Raw genomic sequence first — 3,749 nt, forward strand, 5'->3', positions numbered from 1 at the left:
CTGCTGTTACCCCAATAAGGATCGGGATTGTTTAGCGTACTTATCCTGCCATTTGTAAAATATTCTACCTGGGTGTTGTTTCTTGACGGAATGGCATCTCCTGAAGCTGCATCTAAAAAATCGCCGTCTATCCGGTTAAAACCATTTGGCATATAGTTGTATACACTGTTTAAAAAGAAACCTGCCACAGTTCCGTTTTTATCCTGATCATCCCAAACTAAATCTGACTGAATCCAATCGCGAGGTTCGGTTTCTACCTTTTTACATGAAGTAATGGCCATAGCCACCTGAAAACCAAATAGCGCAAGTATGATATATTGTTTAAAATTTTTCATGTGATTAAAGTTTAATGTTGATACCCATATTGATCGATCGCTGGATTGGATAATTGCCATTATACACCTCCGGGTCTACGCGATCGTAAGCGGCTAGTGTTAGCAAATTAGTAGCATTGCCAAATACCCTGATGCTCTGTAAACCAATTTTCTTGGTCCAATAGTCCGGTATCGTGTAACCTACCTCAACATTTTTTAAGCGTGCGTAATTGCCCGAGTGCTGCCAGAAAGTAGAGGTAGCTTCGTTATTGATGTTTGTACCAATCGATAATCTGGGCATAACAGCGGTAGCTGCTGTTTGAGGAGTCCAACGGTCGAGATTTTGTTCCCAAGCCTGTCCAAAACCATTGTTTTGAAAGGCCCACTCCGTATTTCCGTTCAGGTAAATGGTGCGGTTCATTGCCCCTTGTATCAACGCACTAAAATCGAATCCTTTAAATTGAAAGCCTAAATTTAAGCCATAGTAAAACAATGGTTTTGCATTACCGATTGCTGTTTGATCCAGCTGATTGATGATTCCATCTCCATTCAGGTCGCGGTATTTAATATCACCAGGCTGTGCGGTGTATCCTTCCAATTTGGCGCTGTTATTTACTTCAGCGTTATTTTGAAATAAGCCATCAGCAATGTATCCAAAGCGCTGGCCAACGGCCTGCCCTGTTCTGGCCATCCAAGGGAAAGGTTGGTTTACCTCATTTTGATAGAGCACTTTCGATTGTTGCAATCCACCTGTAGCAGCAACGTAATAGCTAAAATCATTCACCGTTTGCTGGAAATTCAGTTTGAAATCCCAACCGGTATATCTGCTCTGGCCAATGTTTTCTAATGGATAGTTCTGTCCGATAAGCGCAGAGTTTTTACCTCTTTGCATCAACAGGTCATAATATTTATTACGGTAATATTCGACAGTAAAACTCAACTTGTTATCTAAAATCGCACCCTGTAAGCCTATATTAAACTTATTTGCTTTTTCCCATGTAATATTCGGATTGGCTAAAGGCTGTTCATAAATACTGGTATTAGAACCTGGAGTAGAACCAAAATAAGTAGCTGTTCCATCAAAATACCTTTGGATGTAAACAAAGTAACCAGGATTATCGTTTCCGGTTTTACCGTAAGAACCATACAGTTTTAAGCTGCTTAACCATTTGGTATCTTTTAAAAAGTTTTCCTTATTGATGTTCCAGGCTAAAGCCATGGCAGGAAAAAATCCATACTTATAATCGCCTGATGGCGGATAATAATTTGATCCATTATATCCAAAAGCCACATCGGCAACATATTTCTCATCGAAATTATACGATGCCTTTCCCGAAATTCCTTGTACCGTATAAGGAAGATCTGAACCTGTAAATGAATTATCGTGGTTAGCGAGTAAAACTGCACTTACGCCATGTTTGTTAAAATTGCGGTCGTAACCAAGTGTTAGCTCCTCATAATCTGAGTGCCCCTGGTAATTAATGCCTGTATAATTGTTTTGTGTACCAATGCTACCATATTGCGTATAAACTTTGGTAGTTGGATTATAGAAAAAACTGGCGAACGATTTATTTCTATAGGTATTCTCAGACAATGTTGCATAAATTGAGGCCTTAGCTTTTAGCCAAAGTCCTTTTGTAATTTCATCAAATGTTCTTTTCAAGAATAAATCGGCCGATACATCTCTTTTATATGTTCCGATATAACCTGAAGAAATAGCTTGGGCATAAACGTTGTTCTGATAAGATGAAGTGGTAGCAAAACTTCCATTTGGATTATAAATTGGGTAGGCGTTGTTCGGTGTACTATAAATGGAACCCAATATTGATTGCGAACCATAACCGGGTTCGTTTCCATTGATTAAACGCCCCATCAGATTAATCCCTGCTGATAGTTTCTTACTGATCTGCAGATCTACGTTAGAACGGATGACATAACTTTTGTAATCGTTGTCGGTATTGTAAGTATTAAGATCTGAAGTCCTGAAAAGTCCATTTTGATCTACATGCTCAACAGCGACAAAGTATTTTCCAAAATCATTACCTCCCGATACATTTAAGGTATAATGATTGAAACGCGAAGTGGGTTTAGTTACCAAATCTTTCCAGTTTACATCGGGGTGGCCTTGTGAGTCGCTTCCGGTTTGGTAAGCCTGTAGGTCTGCTGATGTATAAATTGGTGTTAGGCCATCATTCACCCTAGCCTCGTTGTATAAACTGGCATATTGAAATGAATTTAAGCCTTGTGGGAGTTTAAGTGATTTTTGAAATGCAGTTTGCGCAGTAAATGAAATGGTTTGCTTTGCCTTAGATCCTCTTCTGGTCGTAATTAAAATTGCACCACTTGCTCCTTTTACACCTAACATTGCTGTTGAAACAGCATCTTTTAAAACCGTAATCGACTCGATCTCTTCCATATTAAAAATGGTGAGTTGCCTTGGTATACCGTCGACAATAATTACCGGGTTTTGTCCTCTCAGCGACATCGTGACTGCATCAGAACCTAATGATCCAAGTGAAAGTAAAGAAGCGGTTCCATCAGTCCGGCCTTCGGAGCCTAATCTGCCCGAATTTTGATTGGTATATAAACCTGCTAAACGTCCGGTAATGGCCGATTTTATAGAAGTTACAGGAGTTTTGGTTAAATCTGTTGTATAAACAGCATCAGTTGCCATGGTAGATAACGATTGTTTAACCGTTTGATCATAGAGTATTCTAACTGGTTTTAATGCTGCAACACCTGGGTTTTTGCTGCTCACCATAATCACATTCTGGCCTTTCCTGATCTCAAGTTTTAGCACCAATGCGTTTGAAGTATAAACTTCAATCAGATCGCCAGTGCCATAGCTTAACTCAGCAATACCGTTGAGATCGGTAATGGCACTGGTTTTATTTTTCGTGTTAACAAGCTTAGCGCCTACAAGGGGAAGCTGATTTTCATCAACTAGGTAGAGGGATGGAGCCTTTTGCAGTGTATCAATATTCTGCTTAAAATTCAGGGCAGATTTAGCCTCGTTAGAAGCGTGCACCGGGATGATTTTAAACAGCAATAAAAACACAACCGAAAATTTCAGTAGTAATTTTTTTTGCATACTAAGAGATGGTTGGTTTAAAAAATTCTGCTCAGGTGAGCGGGTTTGTTTAATGGTTATTTTAAAAAAGTATTAGTTAAATGCTTTTCAATTTGCAGGGAAAGATGTTAAATAAAATGTCGTTTGTTTTTGCTCATATCTTATTTGTTTGTTACTTGGTCTAACAAAGTAACCATTAAATTACCCCTCAACTGAGGGGTAATACGGTAATAAATAGGGGTTAAATTGTTATTTTTAGGCCTTTTATGCTATTTTTCTGCTTTTTGGCCAGAAATTAAACGTTAAATAAACGTTTAACTTTAGAAAAGAAAGATCCAATAGTCCATCTTCTTAAAGGGATATTG

General features: G+C 38.6%; 1 protein-coding gene and 1 pseudogene. Both read right to left on the minus strand.

Features of this window, described 5'->3' with window-relative positions; genetic code table 11:
- A pseudogene (locus AC1DPQ_RS21045) lies at window positions 1–335 on the minus strand (hypothetical protein); the annotation flags it as partial.
- Window positions 336–339: 4 nt separating this feature from the next.
- Entirely contained in the window at window positions 340–3,405 is a 3,066-nt protein-coding gene (locus AC1DPQ_RS21050; protein WP_477610766.1) for a SusC/RagA family TonB-linked outer membrane protein, read from the minus strand.
- Window positions 3,406–3,749: the final 344 nt, after the last annotated feature.

This window comes from Pedobacter sp. 01T416_2, assembly GCF_056398925.1.